Annotated in this window: 21 protein-coding genes and 1 tRNA gene; 12 read left to right on the top strand and 10 right to left on the bottom strand. The window is 65.6% G+C overall.

Going from position 1 to position 21655, the window contains the following annotated elements; all coding sequences use genetic code 11:
- Window positions 1-13: 13 nt before the first annotated feature.
- The 4 genes from AC0KUR_RS27395 to AC0KUR_RS27380 all read left to right on the top strand — a co-directional run bounded on the left by AC0KUR_RS27395 (window position 14) and on the right by AC0KUR_RS27380 (window position 7504).
- Window positions 14-691 (top strand): response regulator, encoded by a 678-nt coding sequence (locus AC0KUR_RS27395; RefSeq protein ID WP_034188218.1) that lies wholly within the window; start codon window positions 14-16, stop codon window positions 689-691.
- A gap of 287 nt (window positions 692-978) precedes the next feature.
- A complete protein-coding gene (locus AC0KUR_RS27390; protein ID WP_034188219.1) occupies window positions 979-2109 on the top strand; it encodes a porin in 1131 nt (376 codons plus the stop codon).
- 350 nt (window positions 2110-2459) lie between these two features.
- Window positions 2460-4478: a site-specific DNA-methyltransferase gene (locus AC0KUR_RS27385; protein ID WP_034188220.1), complete on the top strand. Its 2019-nt coding sequence runs from the start codon at window positions 2460-2462 to the stop codon at window positions 4476-4478.
- The gene (locus AC0KUR_RS27380; RefSeq protein ID WP_473376656.1) at window positions 4478-7504 is read left to right on the top strand and encodes a type III restriction-modification system endonuclease; all 3027 of its coding nucleotides are present in this window, start codon (window positions 4478-4480) and stop codon (window positions 7502-7504) included. The genes AC0KUR_RS27385 and AC0KUR_RS27380 overlap by 1 nt, the downstream gene beginning before the upstream one ends.
- 261 nt (window positions 7505-7765) lie before the next feature.
- Here the strand turns inward: AC0KUR_RS27380 and AC0KUR_RS27375 are convergent, their stop codons facing one another.
- The 5 genes from AC0KUR_RS27375 to egtB all read right to left on the bottom strand — a co-directional run bounded on the left by AC0KUR_RS27375 (window position 7766) and on the right by egtB (window position 11437).
- Window positions 7766-8140: a hypothetical protein gene (locus AC0KUR_RS27375; RefSeq protein ID WP_034188222.1), complete on the bottom strand. Its 375-nt coding sequence runs from the start codon at window positions 8138-8140 to the stop codon at window positions 7766-7768.
- Window positions 8141-8326: 186 nt separating this feature from the next.
- Window positions 8327-8581, bottom strand: coding sequence for a glycine zipper 2TM domain protein (locus AC0KUR_RS27370; protein WP_034188223.1), 255 nt, complete (start codon window positions 8579-8581; stop codon window positions 8327-8329).
- 37 nt (window positions 8582-8618) lie between these two features.
- Window positions 8619-8924, bottom strand: a complete 306-nt coding sequence (locus AC0KUR_RS27365; protein WP_034188224.1) for a hypothetical protein — start codon at window positions 8922-8924, stop codon at window positions 8619-8621.
- Between the two features lie 292 nt (window positions 8925-9216).
- Window positions 9217-10230 (bottom strand): L-histidine N(alpha)-methyltransferase, encoded by a 1014-nt coding sequence (gene egtD, locus AC0KUR_RS27360; RefSeq protein ID WP_059559519.1) that lies wholly within the window; start codon window positions 10228-10230, stop codon window positions 9217-9219.
- Window positions 10214-11437, bottom strand: coding sequence for an ergothioneine biosynthesis protein EgtB (gene egtB, locus AC0KUR_RS27355; protein WP_200089459.1), 1224 nt, complete (start codon window positions 11435-11437; stop codon window positions 10214-10216). Before egtB ends, egtD begins: the two co-directional genes overlap by 17 nt.
- Before the next feature lie 522 nt (window positions 11438-11959).
- On the opposite strand from egtB, the gene AC0KUR_RS27350 reads away from it, so the two are divergent.
- Both AC0KUR_RS27350 and AC0KUR_RS27345 read left to right on the top strand, forming a co-directional pair.
- Complete coding sequence (locus AC0KUR_RS27350) at window positions 11960-12436, top strand: carboxymuconolactone decarboxylase family protein (protein ID WP_034188227.1); 477 nt, start codon at window positions 11960-11962, stop codon at window positions 12434-12436.
- Window positions 12436-13317 carry a sigma-70 family RNA polymerase sigma factor gene (locus AC0KUR_RS27345; RefSeq protein ID WP_473376655.1) on the top strand — a complete coding sequence of 294 codons (882 nt, stop codon included), beginning with the start codon at window positions 12436-12438 and terminating at the stop codon, window positions 13315-13317. Before AC0KUR_RS27350 ends, AC0KUR_RS27345 begins: the two co-directional genes overlap by 1 nt.
- Window positions 13318-13412: 95 nt before the next feature.
- On the opposite strand, the gene AC0KUR_RS27340 is transcribed toward AC0KUR_RS27345, so the two are convergent.
- Both AC0KUR_RS27340 and AC0KUR_RS27335 read right to left on the bottom strand, forming a co-directional pair.
- Window positions 13413-13919 carry a DUF2628 domain-containing protein gene (locus tag AC0KUR_RS27340; RefSeq protein ID WP_034188228.1) on the bottom strand — a complete coding sequence of 169 codons (507 nt, stop codon included), beginning with the start codon at window positions 13917-13919 and terminating at the stop codon, window positions 13413-13415.
- 306 nt (window positions 13920-14225) lie between these two features.
- A tRNA-Val gene (locus AC0KUR_RS27335) sits at window positions 14226-14302 on the bottom strand.
- A gap of 587 nt (window positions 14303-14889) precedes the next feature.
- On the opposite strand from AC0KUR_RS27335, the gene AC0KUR_RS27330 reads away from it, so the two are divergent.
- The 4 genes from AC0KUR_RS27330 to AC0KUR_RS27315 all read left to right on the top strand — a co-directional run bounded on the left by AC0KUR_RS27330 (window position 14890) and on the right by AC0KUR_RS27315 (window position 17775).
- On the top strand, window positions 14890-15054 hold the full coding sequence (locus AC0KUR_RS27330; RefSeq protein WP_175028917.1) for a hypothetical protein: 165 nt from the start codon (window positions 14890-14892) through the stop codon (window positions 15052-15054).
- A gap of 176 nt (window positions 15055-15230) precedes the next feature.
- Window positions 15231-16130 (top strand): Imm72 family immunity protein, encoded by a 900-nt coding sequence (locus tag AC0KUR_RS27325; protein ID WP_473376700.1) that lies wholly within the window; start codon window positions 15231-15233, stop codon window positions 16128-16130.
- Between the two features lie 15 nt (window positions 16131-16145).
- On the top strand, window positions 16146-16463 hold the full coding sequence (locus tag AC0KUR_RS27320) for a hypothetical protein (RefSeq protein ID WP_473376654.1): 318 nt from the start codon (window positions 16146-16148) through the stop codon (window positions 16461-16463).
- 751 nt (window positions 16464-17214) lie between these two features.
- Window positions 17215-17775, top strand: a complete 561-nt coding sequence (locus AC0KUR_RS27315) for a hypothetical protein (RefSeq protein WP_175028920.1) — start codon at window positions 17215-17217, stop codon at window positions 17773-17775.
- 247 nt (window positions 17776-18022) lie between these two features.
- On the opposite strand, the gene AC0KUR_RS27310 is transcribed toward AC0KUR_RS27315, so the two are convergent.
- Together AC0KUR_RS27310 and AC0KUR_RS27305 are read right to left on the bottom strand one after the other, a co-directional pair.
- Window positions 18023-18781 (bottom strand): anti-sigma factor family protein, encoded by a 759-nt coding sequence (locus AC0KUR_RS27310; protein ID WP_473376653.1) that lies wholly within the window; start codon window positions 18779-18781, stop codon window positions 18023-18025.
- Window positions 18778-19299 carry a sigma-70 family RNA polymerase sigma factor gene (locus tag AC0KUR_RS27305; protein ID WP_473376652.1) on the bottom strand — a complete coding sequence of 174 codons (522 nt, stop codon included), beginning with the start codon at window positions 19297-19299 and terminating at the stop codon, window positions 18778-18780. Before AC0KUR_RS27305 ends, AC0KUR_RS27310 begins: the two co-directional genes overlap by 4 nt.
- 158 nt (window positions 19300-19457) lie before the next feature.
- Between AC0KUR_RS27305 and AC0KUR_RS27300 the strand changes: the two genes are divergently transcribed.
- Together AC0KUR_RS27300 and AC0KUR_RS27295 are read left to right on the top strand one after the other, a co-directional pair.
- Complete coding sequence (locus AC0KUR_RS27300; protein ID WP_059560206.1) at window positions 19458-20546, top strand: catalase family peroxidase; 1089 nt, start codon at window positions 19458-19460, stop codon at window positions 20544-20546.
- Window positions 20546-21076: a cytochrome b gene (locus AC0KUR_RS27295; protein WP_175904955.1), complete on the top strand. Its 531-nt coding sequence runs from the start codon at window positions 20546-20548 to the stop codon at window positions 21074-21076. Before AC0KUR_RS27300 ends, AC0KUR_RS27295 begins: the two co-directional genes overlap by 1 nt.
- A gap of 288 nt (window positions 21077-21364) precedes the next feature.
- Here the strand turns inward: AC0KUR_RS27295 and AC0KUR_RS27290 are convergent.
- Window positions 21365-21655, bottom strand: a 291-nt coding sequence (locus AC0KUR_RS27290; RefSeq protein ID WP_473376651.1) for a hypothetical protein, incomplete at its 5' end; no start/stop codon positions are given.

The raw sequence follows: 21655 nt of genomic DNA, 5'->3' as shown, positions 1-21655 counted from the left end.
AGAGAAAGCCGTCATGAAACTCCTGCTGGTCGAAGACAACGCCGAACTCGCGCACTGGATCGTGAACCTGCTGCGCGGCGAGGATTTCGCGGTCGACTGCGTCGGCGACGGCGAACGCGCGGACACCGTGCTGAAGACCGAACGCTACGACGCCGTGCTGCTCGACATGCGGCTGCCCGGCATCAGCGGCAAGGAGGTGCTCGCGCGGCTGCGGCGCCGCAACGACAACGTGCCGGTGCTGATGCTGACCGCGCACGGTTCGGTCGACGACAAGGTCGACTGCTTCGGCGCGGGCGCCGACGATTACGTCGTGAAGCCGTTCGAGTCGCGCGAACTCGTCGCGAGAATCCGCGCGCTGATCCGCCGGCAGGCCGGCGTCGGCACGACGCAGCTCGTGTGCGGCGACCTCGTCTACGCATTCGGCACGCGCGAATTCCGCTGCGGCGAAACGGTGCTGGCGCTGCGCCGCCGCGAGCATGCGATCCTCGAAACGCTGATGCTGCAGCAGAACAAGACGGTGTCGAAGGCGCGGCTGATGGACAGCGTGTTCGCGCTCGACGACGAGCCGAGCGCCGACGCGATCGACATCTACATCCACCGGCTGCGCAAGCATCTCGCGGGCAGCACGGCCGAAATCATCACGTTGCGCGGGCTCGGTTACATCCTGCGCATGAAGAGCACGCAGGACTGACGGGCGCGCTCCCGTCGCACGAAACGTCGATTCGTAGCACGAAAGGTTGACCAGGCCAGCCGGATGCCCGGCAGGCCCGCTTGCGCGCGCCCGCCCGATCCGTGATGGTCGCGCGTTCGGTGTTTTCACCGATCCGATTGTTGCGTCCGGGAAAGCGTCGTGAAGGATTGCACGCTCTACGATGCTACGCGTCGGCCCTCTCGCTGTGGCCGGCAAGAGTCGGCATAGGCATACATTACGTACTGCCAACGACCAGATTTCAATGCGGCAGCTCGGAGGAGACGATCTTGAAACGAAAAACCCTTGCCCTTTCCATCGCGGCGGCCGGCCTGTGTGCCGGCACCCAGGCGCATGCGCAGTCGAGCGTGCAGCTCTACGGGCTGATGGACCTGAGCTTTCCGACCTACCGGACCCACGCCGACGCGAACGGCAATCACGTGATCGGGATGGGCAACGAAGGCGAGCCTTGGTTCAGCGGCAGCCGCTGGGGCCTGCGCGGCGCCGAAGACATCGGCGGCGGCACCAAGGTCATCTTCCGCCTCGAAAGCGAATTCGTGGTCGCGAACGGCCAGATGGAAGACGAAGGCCAGATTTTCGACCGCGACGCATGGGTGGGTGTCGAGGACGAGCGCTTCGGCAAGCTGACGGCCGGCTTCCAGAACACGATCGCGCGCGATTCCGCCGCGATCTACGGCGACCCGTACGGTTCCGCGAAGCTGTCGACCGAGGAAGGCGGCTGGACCAACTCGAACAACTTCAAGCAGATGATCTTCTACGCGGCCGGCCCGACCGGTACGCGCTACAACAACGGCATCGCGTGGAAGAAGCTGTTCAGCAACGGCATCTTCGCGAGCGCCGGCTACCAGTTCAGCAACTCGACCTCGTTCGCGACCGGCTCCGCGTACCAGGCCGCGCTCGGCTACAACGGCGGGCCGTTCAACGTGTCGGGCTTCTACAACCACGTGAACCACAACGGCTTCCGGAACCAGACGTTCTCGGTCGGCGGCAACTACACGTTCAGCATCGTGCGCCTGAATGCCGGCTACTTCCGCTACAACGGCGACCAGGGCTCGCTCGGCCAGCGCCACGACGATTCGTGGACGGTGTCGGTGAAGGTGGCGCCGCCGGGCGCGCTCGACTACGAGCTCGGCTACCAGCAGATGCGCGTCAAGAATGCCGCGAACAACGCGGACGGCTTCACGCCGAACGCGAACCTCGGCGCGTTCAGCCTGACCAACGGCGTCGCCAACGGCTTCAAGGAGACGATCTACGGGTCGGTGTTCTATCACCTGAGCAAGCGCACCGAGGTGTACCTGGCCGGCGACTACATGAAGCTGCACGGCGGCTACACGGTGTCGTCGACGTTCGGCGCGAAGAACCAGCTCGAACTGACGTCGGGCATCCGCACGCGCTTCTGATCGGAGCGCCGGCCATCCGGGCGGGGCCTGCCGGGCCCCGCCGCACCCTCCATCCGGGATTCTCCATGCGGGCACGCCGGCGCCAGACGCCAACCGTGCCCTTTTTTTCGTGCTTTCCAGCGCGCCGCTGAACGCCCGCGGCACGGCCGCCGGCCGCTGCGTGCGACAACCGGCCCGATTCCGCTGGCGGCCCGTCCGGCGGGCGATCGCGGCCGATGCCCGCGCGCTCGGCCCACATCGGCGCTTGACCTGCGCCGACCGACTCGCTAGCGTTTCGGGTTTGCCCGGGTGGCCATTGCCGCCGGTGCCGTGAGCGCGCCCGACGTCCTGGCGCGCGCGGCCGGGCTCCGATGGAAAAGACGATGCAGAAACTCGATGCGGCCAGCCCGCAGGCGATGTCGACGGATTTCACCGCCGACAACGTCGCGCGCCTGAAGGCGCTGTTCCCCGAACTCGTGACCGAAGGGCCGGACGGCGCGTCGGTCGACGTCGACGTGCTCAAGGCGCTGGTCGGCGAACGCACGGTCGGCGACGCCGACGAGCGCTACGGCTTCCACTGGCACGGCAAGCGCAGCGCGCGCCAGGCCGCGCTCACGCCGTCGACCGGCACGCTGCGGCCCTGCCCCGACGACAGCGTCGCGTGGGACGACACGCGCCACCTCGTGATCGAGGGCGACAACCTCGACGTGATGAAGCTGCTGCACAAGAGTTATGCCGGCAAGGTGAAGCTCGTCTACATCGACCCGCCGTACAACACCGGCAGCGATTTCGTCTATCCGGACGACTTCAGCGACAGCATCCGCCACTACCTGGCGATGACCGGGCAGACCCAGGGCGGCGTGAAGCGCAGCACCAACACCGAGGCGAACGGCCGGTTCCACACCGACTGGCTGAACATGATGTATCCGCGCCTGAAGCTCGCGCACGCGCTGCTGTCCGACGAAGGGCTGATCGCGGTGCACATCGACGAGCATGAAGTGCATGCGCTCGTGCTGATGCTGCGCGAGATCTTCGGCGAGGAGAACGAGCTCGGCGTGGCCGTGTGGGACAAGCGCAATCCGAAGGGCGACGCGCGCGGCGTCGCATACCAGCACGAATCGCTGGTGCTGTTCGCGCGCAACGCCGAGACGCTGCTCGAACGCGCGCCGCTCAAGCGCCCGAAGCGCAACGCCCAGCGCATGCTCGATGCCGCGCACGACGCCATGTACCGCAGCGGCAACGCGAAGGACGCGCAGAAGGCGTATCGCGCGTGGATGAAGGCGCAGACCAACCTGTCCGGCGGCGAAGTGATGTATGACCGGCTGTCGGAGGAAGGCCGCGTGTACCGCCTCGTGTCGATGGCCTGGCCGAACAAGAAGAAGGCGCCGGAAGAGTATTTCACGCCGCTGATCCATCCGGTCACCGGCAAGCCGTGCGCGATGCCCGCGCGCGGCTGGCGCAACCCGCCCGCGACGATGCAGGCGCTGATCGAGCGCGGCCAGATCGAATTCGGCGCGGACGAGACCACGCAGCCGCAGCGGATCTACTACCTCGACGAGAACATGTACGAGAACGTGCCGTCGGTGCTGCCGTTCGCCGGCTCCGACGACGCGCTCCTGAAGACGCTCGGCATCCCGTTCGACCTGCCGAAGCCGGTCGATTTCGCGGCGGCCGTGATCGGCTGGTGCACGCGCGGCGACGACATCGTGCTCGACTGCTTCGCGGGCTCCGGCTCGACCGGCCACGCGGTGATGCAGGTGAACGCCACCGACGGCGGCGCGCGCCGCTACATCCTCGTGCAGCTGCCCGAGGCGCTCGACCGCCGCGACAAGACGCAGCAGGCGGCCGCCGATTTCTGCGCGAAGCTGAAAAAGCCGCTGACGCTCGCCGAAGTGACCAAGGAGCGCCTGCGCCGCGCCGCGCAGCAGGTCGCGCGCGACTATCCGGAAAGTTATGGCGACCTGGGCTTTCGCGTGTACCGGCTCGACACCACCAACGTGATCGAGTGGGATCCGCGCCGCGACGATTTCGACCACGCCCTTTTCGCATCCGTCGAGCACGTGAAGACCGGCCGCACCGAGGACGACCTGCTCGCCGAGCTGACGCTGAAGCTCGGCCTCGACCTGTGCACGCCGGTCGAGCATCACCAGGTGGCGGGCAAGACCGTGCACCTGATCGGCCGCGCGATCGTCGCGTGCTTCGATGCGCGCATCGCGCGCGACGACGCGGGCCCGCTCGCCGACGGCATCGTCGACCTGCTCGACGCAACCGGCGCGACGCGCGACGTCACGTGCCTGTTCCGCGACAGCGGCTTCGTCGACGACGTCGCGAAGCTCAATCTCGCCGCGCTGCTCGAACAGCACGGCGTGAAGCGCGTGCGGAGCCTGTGATGCGGCTGCATTTCGAAGCGGATCTCGACTACCAGCGCGAGGCGATCGACGCCGTCTGCGACCTGTTTCGCGGCCAGGAATCGTATCGCGGCGACTTCAGCGTGCTCGCGAACGCCGCGCCCGGCACGACGGCCGCGGCGCAAGGCTCGCTCGGCTTCGCGGTGTCGGAGCAAGGGGTCGGCAACCGGCTGTCGCTGACCGACGACGCGCTCGCGCGCAATCTCGCCGACGTGCAGCTACGCGGCGGGCTGCCGCCGTCCGGCCTGCCCGGCTCGCGCGACTTCACCGTCGAGATGGAGACCGGCACCGGCAAGACCTACGTGTACCTGCGCACGATCTTCGAGCTGAACCGCCGCTACGGCTTCACGAAGTTCGTGATCGTCGTGCCGTCGATCGCGATCAAGGAAGGCGTGCACAAGACGCTGTCCATCACCGAGGATCACTTCCGCGCGCTGTACGCGGGCGTGCCGTACGACTACTTCCTGTACGACTCCGCGAAGCTCGGCCAGGTGCGCCACTTCGCGGCGAGCGCGGCGATCCAGATCATGGTGATGACGGTTGCCGCGATCAACAAGAAGGAAATCAACAACCTCTACAAGGACAGCGAGAAGACCGGCGGCGAGAAACCGATCGACCTGATCCGCGCGACGCGGCCGATCGTGATCGTCGACGAGCCGCAGAGCGTCGACGGCGGGCTCGAAGGGCGCGGCCGCGAAGCGCTCGCCGCGATGGCGCCGCTCTGCACGCTGCGCTACTCGGCCACGCACGTCGACCGTCACCACATGGTGTACCGGCTCGACGCGGTCGACGCGTACGAGCGCAAGCTCGTCAAGCAGATCGAGATCGCGTCGGCGATCGTCGAGGATGCGCACAACAAGCCGTACGTGCGGCTCGTCGGCGTGTCGAACCGGCGCGGTGCGATCAGCGCGCGCGTCGAGCTCGACGTCGCGACCGCGGCCGGCGTGAAGCGCCAGATCGTGACGGTCACCGACGGCGACGATCTCGAACGCCTGACCCGGCGCGCGCTGTATGCGGGGCTGCGGATCGGCGAAGTGCACGCGGTGAAGGGTGCCGAGTACGTCGAGCTGCACCATCCGGAAGGCGAGGCGTTCCTGTCGCTCGGCGAGGCGTTCGGCGACATCGACACGCTCGCCGTGCAGCGCGAGATGATCCGCCGCACGATCCGCGAGCATCTCGACAAGGAGCTGCGCCTCGCGGAGCGCGGCGTGAAGGTGCTGTCGCTGTTCTTCGTCGATTCGGTCGAGCGTTATCGCCGCTACGACGAGAACGGCATGCCCGTGAAGGGCGACTACGCGCTGATCTTCGAGGAGGAATATGCGCGCGCGGCACGCGTGCCGGCCTACCGTGCGCTGTTCGACGGCGTCGACGTCGCGCTCGAAGTCGGGCGCGCGCACAACGGCTACTTCTCGATCGACCGCAAGGGCGGCTGGACCGACACGAGCGAAAGCAGCGCGGCGGCGCGCGAGAACGCGGAGCGCGCGTACGGCCTGATCATGCGCGAGAAGGAAGCGCTGCTGTCGTTCGACACGCCGCTGAAGTTCATCTTCTCGCACTCGGCGCTGAAGGAAGGCTGGGACAACCCGAACGTGTTCCAGATCTGCACGCTGCGCGACATCCAGACCGAGCGCGAGCGCCGCCAGACGCTCGGCCGCGGGCTGCGCCTCGCGGTCGACCAGGACGGCGAACGCGTGCGCGACGCGGGCGTGAACACGCTCACCGTGATCGCGACCGAGCGCTACGAGTCGTTCGCGGAAAACCTGCAGAAGGAAATCGAGGCCGATACGGGCATCCGTTTCGGGATCGTCGAGGAACACCAGTTCGCGGCGCTGCCCGTGCAGGAAGCCGACGGGCCCGCGCACGCGCTCGGCATCGAGCTGTCGCGCGTGCTGTGGAACCACCTGCATGAGCAGGGCTACGTCGACGCGCAGGGCAAGGTGCTCGACCGGCTGAAGGATGCACTGCGCCAGAGCGCGCTGGTGCTGCCCGAGGCGTTCGAGAGGCTGCGGGCGCCGATCGTCGCGACGCTGCGCAAGCTGTCGGGCCGCTTCACGGTGCGCAACGCCGACGAGCGCCGCGCGATCGCGTTGCGGCGCGATGCGTCGGGCAAGGCCGTCGTGTTCGGCGAGGATTTCCGGTCGCTGTGGGACCGGATTCGCCATCGCACCGTGTACCGCGTCGAGTTCGACAACGCGAAACTCGTGCGCGACTGCGCGGCCGCCTTGCGCGATGCGCCGGACATCGCGCGTGCGCGGCTGCAGTGGCGCAAGGCCGAGATCGACATCGGCAAGGCCGGCATCGAGGCGATCGAGGTGGCCGGCGCCGGCACGGTGCTGATCGACGAAGGCGAGCTGCCGCTGCCCGACCTGCTCACCGAGCTGCAGGACCGCACGCAGCTCACGCGCCGTTCGCTCGCGACGATCCTGGCCGACAGCGGCCGGCTCGACGATTTCCGCGTGAATCCGCAGCAGTTCATCGCGGTCGCGGCCGAGGCGATCAACCGCTGCAAGCGCCACGCGCTCGTCGCGGGCATCGCGTACCGCAAGCTCGGCGAGCGCCACGTGCATGCGCTCGAATCGTTCGAGAGCGAGGCGCTGACCGGTTATCTGCGCAACCTGCGGCCCGATGCGCGGAAGTCGATTCACGAAGCGGTCGTGTGCGAGACGGACGCGGAGCGCGCGTTCGCCGACGCGCTCGAGGCGCACGACGGCGTGAAGCTGTACGCGAAGCTGCCTGCGTGGTTCCGCGTGCAGACACCGCTCGGCAGCTATCACCCCGACTGGGCCGTGCTCGCGGAACAGGACGGCGGCGAGCGGCTGTACTTCGTCGTCGATACGCCGAATGCGGACGGCCAGGTGCCGAGCGAGCACGAACGCGCGAAGCTCGCGTGCGGCGAAGCGCATTTCCGCGCGCTGGTGGACGGCGACGGCGCGGCGCGCTTCGTGCGCGTGCGGCAGGCCGACGCGTTGTTCGAGCCTGCGGTGCCGCCGGCGGGCGCCGGGCGGTAAGACGAAGGGCGGCGGCGAGCCGCCCTTTTTCTGCGTCGGTCGATCGTGCCGGGTGCCGTTGCGACGCGCGCGCCGCGTATCGATTCCGCTTTTGCCGACCGCTTGAAGGCGATCCGTATTCTCGCCTGCGCGCCATGCGGTTACGGCTGGTTGCAAATCGGGTCGGCTCAAGCTTCCGGCGCAACAGGGGCGTTGCGTTTCCGCCATGAAAAAAGGGCGCCGAAGCGCCCTTCTCCCTTTTCCCGCATGCGTGCGCCGTGCTTACAGCGTGCGGCCGAATGCGTTGTGATGCGAACGATGCGCGGACGTCGACGCATGCGCGGTATGGCCTGGCGCATGCCCGTGCGTATGACCGCGGCCCGGCTGCACGCCGGCGCGGTCGGCGATCGTGTCGGAGCGGTCGGCTGCGCGCGACAGGCCCTTGTCGCGGTCGCCCGCGCGCATGCCGTTCGAGTTGCTCAGCGCCTGACCGCTCATGTGGCCGCCGGACATGCCGCCCGCGTTGCCGCCCGAGCCGCCAGCGCCATGACCGCCGCCGTTGCCACCGCCATTGCCGCCGGCCGCCGCGTACGCGGACACCGAGCCGAGCGCGAGCAGCGCGGCCGTCAATACGAACAGATATCGTTGCTGTTTCATCTGGTACTCCCTGGAGCGCGTTCGTGTGACTGCATTCTATGAACGCGCAAAATTCGCGCCGCACGACGTTGTAAATGATCGTAACGGCGCGCGTGGCGCGCATTCGTCGGATCAATCCGGGTCCTGCGTGAACGGGAAACGAAACAGGCGGTGGCGGCGCCTCGGCGCCGCCCCGGTGATGAAGTCTTATTGCGCCGGCTGCGTGCCCTGCGCGGCCGCCCGGTGCTGAGCGGCCTGCTCCTGCGCCTGCTTCTTCGCCATGTGGTGGCCGACGACACAGCCGCCGACCGCACCGACGACCGCGTGGTGGCCCGCGTAGTGGCCGGCGACCCCGCCGACCACCGCCCCCTTCATGCAGCCCGCCGCGTGCGCGTTGCCGATCGTTGCGAGCGCCACGGCAGCGGCCGCGGCATACACGCTGATGTGTCGAATGGGTTTCATGTTGTCACTCTCCTCTCGTGGCAATCAACCGGGCCGCTCAGTCCCAGCGGCCGCCGCGCCAGCCGCCGCGGTCACGCCACTCGTGCTCGCGCCATTCACGGCGGCGCCACTCGTGTTCGCGCCATTCGCGCTGGCGCCAGCCATCGCCACGCCAGCCGTCATCGCGGTAGCCGATCGGCGCGTACATGACGGGCGGCGGCGGCGCGACGTAGACCGGTGCCGGCGCCGCGTAGACGCCCGGCACGCCGATGCCGACCGACAGGTCGACGTGGGCCGACGCGACGCCCGAAGCTGCCAGCGCCGCTACACCGAGAACTGCACCGAGAATAAGTTTCTTGCTCATCTCGCGACTCCCTGCACGTGTCGTGCGTCATGTGAATACGGTTCGGAGTCTAGGCACCGGGCACGGACACAGGTGAAACGGGTATGCGAGACCGGTAACGGACGTTTACGAAGAGCCGCAAACCCTTGCGGGACAAGGGAGAGGCCGCACTCGAAACACCGTTGCGACGGTGCATCGCACCGGTAAAAAGGGCGTTTCGGCACGAAACCGGGCGATTCGATCGGGCCGGCCGGCGTGCGCGGGATGCGAACCGCCCGCACCGCGCGGCGCGAGCGGTTCGCCAACGCGCGGGTCAAGCGCGGATGTCGTCGACGCTGCGCAGCCAGTGCACGCTGAACAGGTTGTCCGCGTCGGTCCACACGGTATCGGGCTCGAACCCGGCGCGGCGCGCGATCGCCTGGAAGCCGTCGATCGTGAACTTGTGCGAGTTCTCCGTATGGATGCGCTCGCCGGCTTCGAAGCGGAACGCATGGCCGCGCACGTGCACGGTTTGCGCGACGTCGCTGACGAGATGCATCTCGATGCGCTGCCGATCGCGGTCGTAGAACGCGCAATGCGAGAACGCAGCGATGTCGAAGTCCGCGCCGAGCTCCGCGTTCGCGCGCACCAGCAGGTTCAGGTTGAACTGCGCGGTCACGCCCTGCGCATCGTTGTACGCGTCGTGCAGCGTGCGCTCGTCCTTCACGAGATCGACGCCGACCAGCAGGCCGCCACCGCGCAGCAGCCGCGCGGCATCGCGCAGGAACGCGTCGGCTTCTTCCCGCGAGAAATTGCCGATCGTCGAGCCGGGAAAGAAACCGATGCGCCGCGCCGGTGTCGCGGTCAGCGCGGCCAGTTGCTCGGCCTTCGTATAGTCGGCCGCGAGCGGCGCGACGTCGAGCCACGGATAGGCCGACCGCAGTCGCGCGGCCGCGCCGTGCAGGTAGTCCGCCGAGATGTCGACCGGCACATAGCGTGCCGGCGCGTTCGCATAGTTGCCCGCGAACGCGTCGAGCAGCACGCGGATCTTCTCGAGCGAGCCGGCGCCGAATTCGACGAGTTCCGCATGCGGGCCGACGCGCCGCACGATCTCGGCCGCGCGATCGCGCAGGATGCCGAGCTCGGTGCGCGTCGGGTAATACTCCGGCAGTTCGCAGATGCGATCGAACAGCGCGGAGCCGGCCGCATCGTAGAAGTATTTCGGCGAAATGCTGCGCGGCGTGCGCGACAGTCCGTCGATCAGGTCGCGCTCGAACGCGCTCGGCCGCGCATCGCGGGCGGGTTGCTGGCCACCGCTCGTGGCCGTCTGCTCAGACGTCTCGCGCAAGTCGCACTCCCGTGAATTGCCAGCGTGCCGCCGGCGGAAAGAAATTGCGGTACGTCGGCCGTTCGTGCCCGGGCGGCGTCGCGATGCTGCTGCCGCGCAGGACCTGCTGGCCGACCATGAACTTGCCGTTGTATTCGGCCGCGACACCCGCGAGCGGCCGAAAGCCCGGATACGGCTCGTAGGACGAGCGCGTCCACTGCCATACGTGCCCGAGCATCTGCCGGATACCTTCGGCGGCAAACGCGGTTTCCCATTCGAATTCGGTCGGCAGCCGCGCGCCGGCCCATTCCGCATACGCGGCCGCTTCGTAGAAGCTCACGTGGCACACCGGCGCGTCCGGCGCGAGCGGCTCGATGCCGTGCAGGCCGAACGTGCGCCGCACGCGCGTGGCGGCCGCATCGTCGTCGTCGGGCATCCAGTACGCGGGCCCTTGCCACCCTTCCCGCTGCACCGTGGCCCAGCCGTCGGACAGCCAGAACTCGGGGCGTGTGTAACCGCCGTCGGCGACGAACGCCGCGAATTCCGCATTCGTCACGAGCCGGTTCGCGATTTCGTACGGCCGCACGAGCGCCGTGTGGCGCGGTCGTTCGTTGTCGAACGAGAACGCGTCGCCGTCGTGGCCGATCTCGACGAGCCCGCCCGGCTGATGCAGCCAGCGCAGCGCGCCGGCGTCGCCGGTCGCCATCGCATCGCCGTCCATCCCGTTGCGCGGCCGGAACGCCGGCTTCAGCGGGTTGCACGAGAACGCATGCAGCATGTCCGTGACGATCAGTTCCTGGTGCTGCTGCTCGTGATGCAGGCCGAGCACGACCTCGGGCGCGATCGCGTCGAGCAGCGCCGCATCGGCGCCGGCCAGCGCGCGCAGCATCGCGTCGTCGACGTATTGCCGGTACGCGTGCACCTCGTCGAGCGACGGGCGCGTGAGCAACCCGCGCTGCGGCCGCGGATGTCGCGGGCCGAGCGCTTCGTAATAGGAATTGAAGAGGAACTGGAACGCGTCGTCGAACGGCGCGTAGCCGGGCACGCGGCGCATCAGCACGACGGTTTCGAAGAACCAGGTCGTATGCGCGAGATGCCATTTCGTCGGACTCGCGTCGGGCATCGACTGCACGGCCTGGTCTTCGGCGGACAGCGTCGCGGTCAGCGCGACGCTATGGGAGCGCACGTCCTGGTAACGGCGCTGAAGCTGCGAGGCAAGAAGGCTCATCGGTTTACCGTCCACGGCGCGATGCGCTGCGTTGCGTTGCCGGAAAAAGGAAAGCCTTGCGCATGATGCGCGCGGCTGACGTGCGACCTGCTGCGTCGTCGGGCAGCCGGCGCGCGCGCCGGGCCGCGGATGCGGCGTCACTTCATCTGCCCGTGCAGAACAGTATGGTCCAGAAATGTGAATGCTGCGAATCGGGATGCCGATGAAACGCGACAGAAAGACAAATGAAAGCATCGGGTGCGCATGTGCCGGATGCGTGACGACGCGGGGATGCCCGCCCGGGCGGGCTTTGCCGGATGCCAGCCTGCGCGGCGTGCTACTGACGGCCCATGACAGCCGCGTGGCGTGCGAGTTTGTCTGACGAACGCCGTCGTGTACGGTCATTGGCACGGTGTTGAATCGCTCGGCCCTTCGCTTGCGATCTCCATCCGTGCGTGATTCGAAAAATTTTCTGAGTCGATGTCACACGCGCGGGGGCTCGCTCGTCATGTCACCGGAACCCACACGAAAGGAGAAGGAACCATGACTGCGAAACTCAATCCGTTTGCCGCCGCCCCCGCGCTGATGAAGAACTGGATGGCCGTATCGGTCGCCGCTGCCGGGAGCCTCGAGCCGACGCTGATCGAGCTCGTCAAGATCCGCGCGTCGCAGATCAACGCGTGTGCGAACTGCATTAACATGCACACCGCCGAGGCGCGCGAGCACGGCGAGACCGAGCAACGCATCTACTTGCTTGCCGCGTGGCGCGAAGCACCCTGCTATACCGACCGCGAACGCGCGGCGCTCGGCTGGACCGAGGCGCTCACGCGGCTGTCGGAGGGCCACGCCGCGCATGAAGCGGCCTATGCGGCGCTGAACGATCATTTCAGCCAGGAGGAACAGGTGAAACTCACGCTGATGATCAACGTGATCAACGGCTGGAACCGGCTCGCCGTCGGCTTCGGGCTGTGGATCGAGCCGGCCGATGCAAAGGCCGCCGCCGCGAAAATGGTGGCCTGATGACGGACCACGCCCCGGCCACGGGCAGCGCCGAAGCACGGGCCGATGCGGCGGCGAGCTTCGACCCGCTGCGCCGCACGCTGATCCGCGTTGCGTACCGGATGCTCGGTTCCGTCGCGGATGCCGAGGACGTGGTGCAGGACGCGTTCATCCGCTGGATGGACGTCGACCGTACGGAGGTGCGCGTGCCCGAGGCGTTCCTGCGCCGCATGGTGATGCGCATGTGCCTCGACCAGCTGAAATCCGCGCGGCACCAGCGCGAGACCTACATCGGCCCCTGGCTGCCCGAGCCGGTCATCGAGGAAGACGAACAGGACGACGTCACGCTGCCGCTGCTGCTCGCGTTCGAACGGCTGTCGCCGCTCGAACGCGCGGCGTTCCTGCTGCACGACGTGTTCGGTCTCGAGTTCGACGAAGTGGCGACGACGATCCAGCGCGACGCGGCCGCGTGCCGGCAACTTGCCGCGCGGGCGCGAACGCACGTGCGCGAGGCGCGGCCGCGGTTTCATGTCGAGAAGCAGCGCGGGATCGAGCTGGCCGAGGCGTTCTTCGCGGCGTCGCGCAGCGGCGACATGCGTGCGCTCGGCGCGATGCTCGCCGAGGACGTGAGCCTGCATTCCGACGGCGGCGGCAAGCGCACGGCGGCCGGCAAGCCGGTGTTCGGCTTCGAACTCGTGATGAAGGTGCACGCGTACCTGGCGGAGCTATTCGCGACGCATGCGTCGAAGCTCGTGCGGGCCGGGTTCATCAACGGGCTGCCGGGATTCGTCACGCTGGAAGCGGATGGCAAGCTGCAGACCACCGCGCTGGAGATCGACGACGGCAAGATCGTCGCGATCTATGTCGTGCGGAATCCTGACAAATTGAAGCATCTGCGCTGAAGGTGGCGCGAGCCGGCGCCGCATGCCATGCGGATGCATGGCGACGGCGCCGTCCGCCCTCTTCTTTCTGCTTCACCGATCGCCGGCTACAGCAATCAGTACATCGCGCCTACGGTGGTGAACATCAGTACGCCGAGCAGCGGCGTCGCGACGGCGAAACCGGCCGCCGCCAGCCAGTTCGTGCCACCTTGCGCTTCGAGCAGCGTGAGCAACGATTCGCGGGATGTCGCGCTGGGGCGCAGTTTTTCGATCCTGCGTTCGACGTGCCGCTTGTAGAGGCTGTTCCCGCACCAGCCGAGCGAGACCGCGATCGCAATCGTGACCGGGTCGAGCATGCTCGATTCGAAGTAGTTCGGAAAGTACAGCAGCTCGACCAGCGTGATGCCGAGCGTGGCGGCGAGCACGGCGGCCGCCTGCCAGTACATGCATCGATACGCCATCCAGACCGGGCCGAGGAAGCACGCGGCCCAGTTCCATGACTGCCGGCTCTTGCGCGCTTCGGCGATCGCCCATTTGCGCTCGAACCAGGCGGCATTCTTGCCGACGTAAGCGGCGATTTCGTCGTTGCTTGCGGACGATCCGGCGGTCGTGACCTCGGACATGGTCGTGTGCTCTCAGTCGCGCGGAGCGCGCGTGGTTGTTCTGATGCGGTGGAAATCGGGCGATGGGCGAAGCCGCCACGTCGATGCGCAGACGATTCTACGCGCCGTACAGCGACCGTTGCATGGCAGGTCGGGACGCAGGAGAGAATGCGATGCCGCGATTCGCGCAACGCATCGGGGCTTCATGCGTTGTTTCGGACCGGAAAAGAAAAACGCCACGCGATGCTGCCGCGTGGCGTTTGTATGTTTGGCGAGCCGCGTTGCCTGTAGGCAAGTTGTGCTGCCGGACCCCTTCATTTTGTTCGTTGGTAGGCTCGATTGGATTCGAACCAACGACCCCCACCATGTCAAGGTGGTGCTCTAACCAACTGAGCTACGAGCCTAAGAAGCCGCGAATTATAGAGAGGGTTTTTGAGGAGCACAAGCCCCTTCGTGAAAATTTTTTGAAACGGCGCGTGTGGACGCTGACGATCGATGGTGCCTGGCGATGCCGGGAACGTTGGCTTCACGTGCTCGAGTCACAGCAAAACGCGTCGATGCGCTGTGGTGTTATCCACATTGCCCTCTGGATAACCGTCCGGCAAGCCTCTGGATTCACAGTGGAACGATTGAGGATAGGTCGGCGAAGCGGCGAATCGACGAAAAGTTGTTCTGTGCTGCCGGGCGCTGTTCACGTCGCTCACCCAGGGTTATGCATTTCGCTTCATGTTGAAAATTCAGTGCGTTACGGAGGTTATCCACTGTGGGCCACAGGACTTGTTAACTATCACTACGTATATATACGAACCCTGTTAACACCTTTGGATAAGCACAGTCCGTCGACTGTGATCTGCTCGGGATATGCACTGCGTGCGGCGAGCAGAGGAACGAAGCGAAAGGCTGTGATGCGTCCGAGCAGTGCGTGAGTCCCCATGTCTGTAGAATCGCGGGCATTCAGAATGCAAAGGCCCGACGGACAGGCTCACGGCACATGACCGATTCCTCGTTGACCGGGCTCGACACGCTCGATATCGACGCAGTCGTGCATCGGATGCGGCAACACCCGGGCGACATCGTGTTCGAGCAACGCATGTCGATCCCGGAAGCGGAGGTCCTGTGTTGCCGCTACAAGGGCGAGCGATTCATGACGGCATGAACCGGCTGATGAGGGGCACAGGTAGATGATCGAATCATTGACTACGCTGAGGCGCTGGCGTCGTTCGATTACATCGCGCGAGCCGGGGCAGTACGTCATCGAACTGTATTGATGCCGTGCGTGATTGATCGATGCTTTCAACGGAGCGATGCAACCGAATGAAAGAGCTGGCAGAGATGACGGATACGATCAAGCAGTACGACATGGCGGATGACGCGACGCGGCGCAGGATTTTCTGGCTGCTGCAACGTCTGACTAGTTATTCGCTCTGGAAGCGGAAGCGCGATGCGTTTGCGATCTTCGCGAACGAGTACGAGAAGGCGGTGAAGACTTGGCCTGAAGACGATCCGGAGCGCGTGCCGGCAGACCATCTGCCAACCATCTTCGAAGTACTCGCCGCTTACGATCGAGGATTACCGGAACTGGCTCGCGGGTACCGGTTTGTCTGGCAGCGCGGCCAGCCGCTGCAATACGCAGTCGATCGGTCTAACTATTTGAACGCGCATTTCTTCCCTCATTATGACTACTGGGAGCGTGGTACGCAGTTCGCCCCCTATCCGCCGAAGGTTGACGCGCTGGCCCAACTGCTGCACGCATCGGAATACCAGATGGAGAGTGCTCCGTTCGAGCCGTCGAGTTTGAACAGCGATCTGGCGCAACTGCGCTCGGTAGGGCTGCTGTTGTCTCCGAAGGCATACGAGAACACCTTCTACACGCTTCCGTATCCAGTGTTTCCGGAGGACTTGCCCGAGGTTCCGGAACCAGTCGGCACGGTGATCAAGACGGGCGAGAAGGTGCCTTGCGACGGCATCTGGGAACCGGTTGCCGTCGAGCAATCGAAATTGCTGGGTATTGTGCCGATCGGCGATCGCAGCCTGCACGGCAACGGCTGTTTCAATTACCTCATTCGCGATATACGCGCGCCGAACCTCAGAGATAACGACACGAGAGTGTCCGTCAAGACACGCTGGCGACTGCTGTGGGAAGACAAGCGATACGCGGACGGCGTCATCCACGACGAATCACAGTATTTCCTCGGGCTACGGCAAGCGTCGCAGACGAGCCCGAACCCGTGATATCCAGAGAACACCATGAGCAAGCTGAATTTCGGCAGGATCGATCGCTGTTCCGTCCGGCTCAATACCGCGACGCTGCTCGGTCTGAAGGCCGCCTATGACGACTTCGCGACGACCGGGCAGGATCTGCACAACTTCGAGATCTGCATCGAAGACGAAAGTGAAGCCAAGGCGCATCCAACGCCCGAGGATCACGTCATCAGCGTGACGTTCGTGGCGAAGATGCCGCCCGGCATGCGTGGGCTCGGCAATGCGAGTCCGCTTGGGACGTCGATCCAGTATGTCGTTTCTCCGGAAACCGGCGAAATTCTCGGGGTTTATCGAACCAAGTGACTGCGGATGCCGTGAAGTTGGTCGACCTTCGCGTGTGGATAACTGCCGCACAAAACAACACAAAACGCTGTGCGCGTAAATGGTGAGCATGTACCCGGATCGCAAGTCGGGAGCGGATCCCGGCGAATTCGGACCGTGACAAGCCGATCCGGATGCGCGAGCGCACGACTGAGCGGAGAACTGCCGGCGTCATGATGCGAACGCCGGGGAAAGGTGCATCACGTTCGTGCGCTTGCTGGCGGGCAGCATGTGGACAACTCGCACACCCAACGAGTCGAATCGCCGTGCGTCGAACAGGTGAGCGCCTTGCATTCAACCACACGAATCGGCCCGAATGCCCTGTCTGACAGGGCTTTTCGGAACAGGGTCGATGATGCGACAGTTTCCGCGCGATCCACCGTGGTTGAATTCCGTGTGGATATCGAGCAGCCAAGACACTCGAAACCCTGTGCATTCAACGGGTGAGGGTACGCGAATTCGGCGAGGATGTTTGCACCACCTCACGGGTTGTGGATATCGCGCTTCCATGCAACTCGAAACGCTGTGCAGACCCAAGGTGAGCGAGCCGAACGATATCCGCATGCAGCGTCACCACGATTAAACCAACTGGCCTCCACGATTCCCGGTGCGGTTCAGACACCGACTCGGCTAGCGTCGCGAGAGAAGGCGGCATATACCAGGACAAAGTCGCCTAGCGAGGATGATCGTTCGCTATGCTGCCGGTGACAACGCAGCTATCGATCCGATACACATGAGCGCAACTGCCCGGACCGTTCTCAAAGCCATTCTGAGCATCCCCATTGCCTTTGGGCTTGCCTATCCGCTTATCCGTCCCTCGGAAGACGGAGGCATTCTCGGCGAAATGGATAGGCTTGGGACAATCGGCGGCATCGTCGCCATCACGGTTTTCCTGGCTCTGGTCTATGCCTACGCGAGCGACCTCCGGACTACCCTGAAATCGGTCAACCAGGGATCGCGTGCGGCCGAACCCAACAGCGTCTGGCTCATGTTCCTCTTGCCGTACAACTTCATCGAGGACTTCTTCATTATTTCCAACGTTGCGAAGTCGCTGGAAGCGGAGTCTCGTATCAATCCCGCTCTGTCGGGTTTGCGCTCGTTCGGCCGGATCAGCGGCATCGGGTGGTGTCTTGCGCAGGTTGTTTCGTTGATACCGAATACCATGGGCGCCATCGCCGGCGGCGTTGCGGTTTTCCTCTGGGTTTGGCACTGGGTGTTTGTGCGCCGAGCAAACAAGATGCTTGCCGGCAGCCAGATATCGGCGGCTGTTCTACCAGGACGGACAGGATCGTAGTCCACCTCGGAAGCCAGATCGCTTACCCATGATCGATGTGGACATCCTGTTCCGCGCCGACTCGAAACCCTGTGATTTCAAAGGTGAGGGCGCCGGCGTTGCCTCAATGTGCATAACAACCAGGGAAAGGCAGTCGAAACGCTGTGCAAGGGAGTGGTGAGCGTGCGCCCGTTCAAGCTCGCCGGGCCGCCCCACAAAAAGCGCTGACGGTCACCACCGACCGCCAGCCGGGCGCGCATCCCACCACTCAAGTCTGCTGATCAAGCGCCTGCACGACCGCCTTCTCCCCGAGGCTCCCGGCCGGCCCGACCACCGCATAGTTGAGCCCGTTCACCGACCCATACCGCGCGAGCAGCGCGCCATCCATGCGTTGCCCATTCGGCAGCAGCCGATGTTCCGATTCCGCCGGCCGGAGATAGAAGCTCAGCGTCTGCCCGGCGTCATTCTGATAGAGCACCATCGCGGCCGTGGCGCCGCTGTCCGTCGTGAACAACCGTCCGCCGACGGGCCTGAACCCCGCCGCGCTCAAATCCGGTAGCTTCGCCGATGCGCCCACGCCTTTGGTGAGCCATCCCTGCAAATCGCCCGCACCGGTCGACCGGTAATCGACCTTGGCCGTCCGATCGACCACCATCATCCGGTAAGCCTTGACCGCATCGCTCATCGGCGCGATGGGCGGCGCCGCGTTCCACCCGCGCGCCTGCCATCCGCCGAACGTCCCGAGCCCGACGCAGAACACGAACGAAGCCGCCATCGCGAACCGCATCCGCGAGCGTTCCGCGCGCCGGCCGCGAATCGCCGCCGGATCCAGCGCGGGGTTGTCGGGCGGCATCCGCACGCTTTCCAGCGCGGCCCGCAACCGTTGCGCGTCCTGCTGCCATTGCTTCACCTGTTCCGCGCGCTCCGGATGCAGCGCGAGATAGCGCTCGACCGCGGCGCGCGCATCGTCGTCGAGCTGGCCGTCGACATAGGCGTGAAGGTCGTGTTCGTTCGGAGGCGTGTTCATTTCTTCATCAATCGCAAGGAAGGAACAGGGAGCTCGCCGTCGCTGAGCTGGCGCAGCGCCTGGCGCGCGCGGGAGAGCCGCGACATCACGGTGCCGATCGGCACCTCGAGCAGGTCGGCGGCTTCCTGATAGGTGAAGCCCTCGACCGCGACGAGCAGCAACAGGCTGCGCTGCTCGTCCGGGAGCCGGCCAAACGCTTCGAGCGTCGCCCGTGCCGTGAATTCGCGTTCGGCGGAGGGCCAGTGCGCTTCGTCGTCGTCCTGGATACGGCCGAGCAGCCACGCGTAGCGCTTCGCGCTGCGTTTCCCGTCGAGGAATTGCCGATACAGGATCGTGAAGAGCCAGCTGCGCAGCGATGCGTCGTCGCGACGGCTCGTCCAGCGCGACAGCGCGCGCTCGAGCGTCGACTGGACGAGATCGTCGGCCGCATGGACGTCGCGCGCCAGCCAGAGCGCGAAGCGTCGCAGCCTGGGGATGAGTTCGCGTAATGCTTCGTCGTCGAGGGCGGTGGAGGGCATGGCCGGGCCGGTTGCCGAAAGGGTCGTGGATGCCGCGTAGGACGTCGGCCGGCATCGATTATTCCCTTCAGCATAGGAAAAATTTTTTCGTGGAATAAAGCGGCGCGGGCGGCGTCCTACGCGGGTTCGACAATGATCTGACGATCGGGAGCGCATTCATGAAGCAATCTTCCTCTTCTTCGCCGCAGCGCGAGCCCGGGCGCGGGTGGTGGCGCTGGGCCGTGATCGGCGGCGCGGTGGCCGGCGTGGCCGTCGCGTTCGGTTATGCGGGCGGCTGGCTCGCGCCGGCCCGTCTGACCCCGCAGCGGCTCGTCGACGCGCTGCAGACCAACAGCGGCGTCCATCCCGGCTTCCGGCGCAATCACGCGAAGGGCGTGTGCGTGACCGGCTACTTCGAGGGCAACGGCGCCGCGAGCGCGTATTCGGTTGCGCCGTTCTTCAACGCGGTGCGCACGCCGGTGGTCGGCCGCTTCGCGCTGCCGGGCGGGAATCCGTATGCGCCCGACAGCAGCGTGCCGATCCGCAGCCTCGCGCTGAAGCTCACCGCGCCGGACGGCGAGCAATGGCGGACCGGGATGAACGCGATGCCGGTGTTTCCGGTCGCGACGCCGCAGGCATTCTATGAGCAGACGCTCGCGACCCGGCCCGATCCGAAGACGGGCAAGCCCGATCCGGCGAAAGTGAAGGCGTTCTTTGGCGCGCATCCGGAGGCGGGCGCGTTCCTGCAATGGGTGAAGAGTGCGAAGCCGAGCGCGAGTTACGTCACCGAAAGCTATTACGGATTGAACGCGTTCTACTTCGTCGACGCGGCCGGCAAGCGCCAGGCGGTGCGGTGGCGCGTCGTGCCGGAACAGACGGCCGGCGCCGGCGACGTCGCGACGGCCGCGGATCCGAACGTGCTGCAGCAGGACGTGACGCAGCGCATCGCGGCTGGCCCGCAGAAGTGGAAGCTGCTGGTCACGCTGGCGGAGCCCGGCGACCCGGTGGACGACGCGACGAAGGTCTGGCCCGCGCAGCGCACGACGATCGACGCGGGCACGCTCGTGCTCGACCGCGTGGAGGCGCAGGACAGCGGCCCGTGCCGCGACGTGAATTACGACCCGACGGTGCTGCCGCAAGGGATCCAGGTGTCGGGCGATCCGTTGCTGGCGGCGCGCTCGGCGGCGTATGCGGATTCGTATCTGCGGCGCACGAGTGAAGAGGCCGGGGTGGCCGGCGTGGCCAGGTTGAGTTCGGAGGGACGGTGATGAAGGCTTCTACGACGTTTGGTTTGCCGGCGCGGGTGCTGCATTGGGTGATGGCCGCGATGATCCTCGCGATGCTGTTCATCGGCGTGGGGATGGTGGCGTCCGTTTCCGAACGGCACGAGATCCTGGTGGCGATTCACAAGCCGCTGGGTGTGGCCGTGCTGGTGCTCGTGTGTGTGCGGATCGTGGTGCGGGTGCTGTCGAAGCCGCCCGCGTTGCCCGAGGATCTGCCGTGGTGGCAGAAGGTGGCCGCGCACGGGTCGCATCTCGTGCTGTATGCGCTGATGGTCGCGATGCCGCTGATCGGCTGGGCGATGCTGTCGGCGGGCGGGTATCCGGTGACGCTGGGCGGTGGCGTGCAGCTGCCGGCGCTGGTGTCGGCTGATCCGGTGACGTTCGCGTGGCTCCGGGTCGCGCATCGCGTGCTCGCGTATCTGTTCTTCCTGACGTTCCTCGCGCACTTTGCCGCGGCGCTGTATCACGGGCTGATTCGGCGGGATGGCGTGGTGAGGGCGATGGTGGGGCGGTAATCGACGGAAGTTGCGTTCGATGCGGCGGGGCTGTTCAAGGGCGACCGAGGCTGCGCCTGCCGTGTCGCCTGTATATGAGCACTGGGAAAGCTCAGCGGCCCCGCCCTAGCATGTCAAAAATATTTCACAAAAGGGGTTGCGGAGACCGGGGCAGATGCATAGAATCACGCCTCTTTCGCGCTAACGGAAACACGGCGCGGGGGAAGAAGAGGGAAGCGGTGCTGTTGAAGTCGGTTTTATCGATTCCAGTGCACGCGAAATTAAACCGCAGTCGTCGCAACGAAGTAGTTAAAAAAGTTGTTGACGAGTCTCAAAAAACGGTTGATAATCTCGCTTCTCTGCTGCTGAAAACGCAGCGCTGCCGGGAAACACGAAGTTCCTCGCAGATTGCTCTTTAAAAATTAACAGCCGATAAGTGTGGGCGCTTGATGGTAGCGAGCTGATCCTCGGATCAGATGGCGAAAGCATCAAGAGTCTCACACTAAAGTAAGTCAGGTTTATGAAGTGATTCATATTCCTGTCAGCTTTGAGTGAGCGACCGGTTCTTAACCGAACCGAAAACAGTAACAGGTTTAAACT

It is taken from the genome of Burkholderia sp. YHN3-13 (assembly GCF_055810675.1).
This window is presented reverse-complemented; position numbering and strand designations above follow the sequence as displayed.

Coding starts and splice junctions, on each gene's coding strand:
- AC0KUR_RS27385 (WP_034188220.1), top strand. CDS start 2,460: ATGGAAAAGACGATGCAGAAACTCGATGCGGCCAGCCCGCAGGCGATG.
- AC0KUR_RS27395 (WP_034188218.1), top strand. CDS start 14: ATGAAACTCCTGCTGGTCGAAGACAACGCCGAACTCGCGCACTGGATC.
- AC0KUR_RS27315 (WP_175028920.1), top strand. CDS start 17,215: ATGAGCGCAACTGCCCGGACCGTTCTCAAAGCCATTCTGAGCATCCCC.
- AC0KUR_RS27350 (WP_034188227.1), top strand. CDS start 11,960: ATGACTGCGAAACTCAATCCGTTTGCCGCCGCCCCCGCGCTGATGAAG.
- AC0KUR_RS27375 (WP_034188222.1), bottom strand. CDS start 8,140: ATGAAACAGCAACGATATCTGTTCGTATTGACGGCCGCGCTGCTCGCG.
- AC0KUR_RS27370 (WP_034188223.1), bottom strand. CDS start 8,581: ATGAAACCCATTCGACACATCAGCGTGTATGCCGCGGCCGCTGCCGTG.
- AC0KUR_RS27310 (WP_473376653.1), bottom strand. CDS start 18,781: ATGAACACGCCTCCGAACGAACACGACCTTCACGCCTATGTCGACGGC.
- AC0KUR_RS27340 (WP_034188228.1), bottom strand. CDS start 13,919: ATGTCCGAGGTCACGACCGCCGGATCGTCCGCAAGCAACGACGAAATC.
- AC0KUR_RS27380 (WP_473376656.1), top strand. CDS start 4,478: ATGCGGCTGCATTTCGAAGCGGATCTCGACTACCAGCGCGAGGCGATC.
- AC0KUR_RS27365 (WP_034188224.1), bottom strand. CDS start 8,924: ATGAGCAAGAAACTTATTCTCGGTGCAGTTCTCGGTGTAGCGGCGCTG.
- AC0KUR_RS27320 (WP_473376654.1), top strand. CDS start 16,146: ATGAGCAAGCTGAATTTCGGCAGGATCGATCGCTGTTCCGTCCGGCTC.
- AC0KUR_RS27345 (WP_473376655.1), top strand. CDS start 12,436: ATGACGGACCACGCCCCGGCCACGGGCAGCGCCGAAGCACGGGCCGAT.
- AC0KUR_RS27300 (WP_059560206.1), top strand. CDS start 19,458: ATGAAGCAATCTTCCTCTTCTTCGCCGCAGCGCGAGCCCGGGCGCGGG.
- AC0KUR_RS27305 (WP_473376652.1), bottom strand. CDS start 19,299: ATGCCCTCCACCGCCCTCGACGACGAAGCATTACGCGAACTCATCCCC.
- AC0KUR_RS27295 (WP_175904955.1), top strand. CDS start 20,546: ATGAAGGCTTCTACGACGTTTGGTTTGCCGGCGCGGGTGCTGCATTGG.
- AC0KUR_RS27325 (WP_473376700.1), top strand. CDS start 15,231: ATGACGGATACGATCAAGCAGTACGACATGGCGGATGACGCGACGCGG.
- AC0KUR_RS27330 (WP_175028917.1), top strand. CDS start 14,890: ATGACCGATTCCTCGTTGACCGGGCTCGACACGCTCGATATCGACGCA.
- egtB (WP_200089459.1), bottom strand. CDS start 11,437: ATGAGCCTTCTTGCCTCGCAGCTTCAGCGCCGTTACCAGGACGTGCGC.